Here is a 2,012-nt window from a genome sequence, read left to right on the forward strand (position 1 = left end):
CACGGCCACGGTGACGGTCATGATGGGCTCGAGCAGGATCATCTTGGCCTTTTCGCAGGCCTTTTTGAAGGCGAGGGAACCGGCGATCTTGAAGGCCATTTCGGAGGAGTCCACGTTGTGGAAGCTGCCGTCGTAGAGCGTCACCTTGAAGTCGATGACCGGGAAGCCCGCCAGCACGCCGCGCGCGGCGGATTCCTGCACGCCCTTGTCCACGGCCGGGATGTACTGCCGGGGAATGCTGCCGCCCACGATGGCGTCAACGTACTCGTAGCCCGCGCCCTTGGGCTGGGGCTCCAGGTGTATCCAGCAATCGCCGAACTGGCCGCGGCCGCCGGTCTGCTTCTTGTGGCGGCCCTGGATTTCCCGCGCGGCGGTCTTGAAGGTCTCGCGGTAGGGCACCTTGGGCGTCTTCAGGATGATGTCCACCTTGTAGCGCCGCTTGGCCTTTTCCACGCTGATTTCGATGTGGTTCTGGCCCATGCCGGACAACAGCGTGTCCGCCGTCTCCTCGTCGCGGCCCAGCTTCAGGGTCACGTCCTCGTCCAGCAGCTTGGCCATGGCCTGATAGACCTTGTCCTCGTCGCCCTTTTCCTTGGGCGCCAGGGCGTAGGTGATGAGCGTGGGCGCGAGCTTGGGCTTGGCCAGTACGAAGGGCGCCTTGTCCGAGGACAGGCTGTCGCCGGTGTTGGTGTCCTTCAGCTTGGCCAGGGTGACGATGGAGCCGGGGCCGAGCGGCGTTTTGCAGGGCACGTTCTCCTTGCCGGTGGTCAAAAGCAGCTGGCCCATGCGTTCCTGCTGGCCCGTGCGCGAGTTCACCAGGGTCAGGTCGCCCGTGAGCGTGCCGGAGATGACGCGCATGACCGTGAGCTGCCCGGCAAAGGGGTCCGCCAGGGTCTTGAACACGAAGCCCGCCACGGGCGCGGCCTCCATGCTTTCGCGGGTGGAGCCGTCCTCGTCCTCCCAGTAGGCGTGGTCGAGCGGGCTGGGCAGAAGCGCCTGGATGGCGTCGAGCAACTGCGGGCCGCCCATGTTGTTCAGGCCGCTGCCGATGAGCACGGGCACCAGTTCGCCGCTTTTGACGCCGGCCACCAGCGCGCCCTTCAACTCGTCCGCGGTCAGTTCGCCCGCGTCGAGGTACTTCTCCATGAGGGCTTCGTCGCTCTCGGCGATGTTCTCGATCATGGCCTCGCGCAGGGGGGTGGATTCGGCCTCCACCTCCGCCGGGATGGCGCCGCCTTGCGCGCCGCCCTTGCCGTCGAAGAAGAGCGCCTTGTTCTCCAGCAGGTCCACCACGCCCTTGAACTGCTCCTTCTCGCCGATGGGGTAGTGCAGGAGCACGGGCTTGATGCCGAGGGAATCCTTGAGTCCGGTGAAGGCGGTCTGGAAATCGGCGCGGTCGCGGTCCATCTTGTTGATGAACACCAGCGCGGGCAGCCCGGCCTTTTTGACCTCGGCCCAGGCCTTGCGGGTAAGGGGTTTCACGCCGTCAACGGCATCGATGACGAAAACCACCGCATCGGCGGCGGCCAGGGTATAGGGCAGGTCGCCGTTGAAGTTGTTGTCACCCGGGGTGTCGATGAGAAAATGCTGGTTCTTCTGCCATTTGAAGTTGGCGAAGCTGGGCTGGATGGAGCCGCGGCGCTTGATTTCCTCGGGCTCGAAATCAAGGGCGGTGGTGCCGTCCTCGATCTTTCCCAGGCGGTTCACCGCGCCGGCGTTGAACAGAAGCATTTCGGCGACAGAGGTTTTGCCGCTGCCGCCATGGCCGACCAAAACATACGTCCGTTGAGACTTGAGCGCTTCCGACATCCCGTACTCCGTGTATCGAGTTTATCCGCCGAAAAGCTGGTCCGGCGGGAAAAGACGAACCCACCTGGAATTTTCTATGCTTAGACTATAGAGAGGTGGAAGCGAAAATGTCAAGGCCGTGGGGAGGATGGGGTGAGGGACGGCGAAATAAACCGACATTTTTGCAGGCGGGCGGTCTTTGGGCCCGGGGCCCGGCGCTGTGG

1 protein-coding gene is annotated in these 2,012 nt (G+C 64.0%); it reads right to left on the reverse strand.

Annotation, left to right across the window (positions count from 1 at the left end; translation table 11 throughout):
• On the reverse strand, positions 1-1,809 hold a 1,809-nt coding region (locus tag VN419_RS10120; RefSeq protein ID WP_325647095.1), incomplete at its 3' end, for an elongation factor G.
• Positions 1,810-2,012 lie beyond the last annotated feature (203 nt).

The organism is Humidesulfovibrio sp., assembly GCF_035560995.1.
Classification (GTDB): domain Bacteria; phylum Desulfobacterota; class Desulfovibrionia; order Desulfovibrionales; family Desulfovibrionaceae; genus Humidesulfovibrio.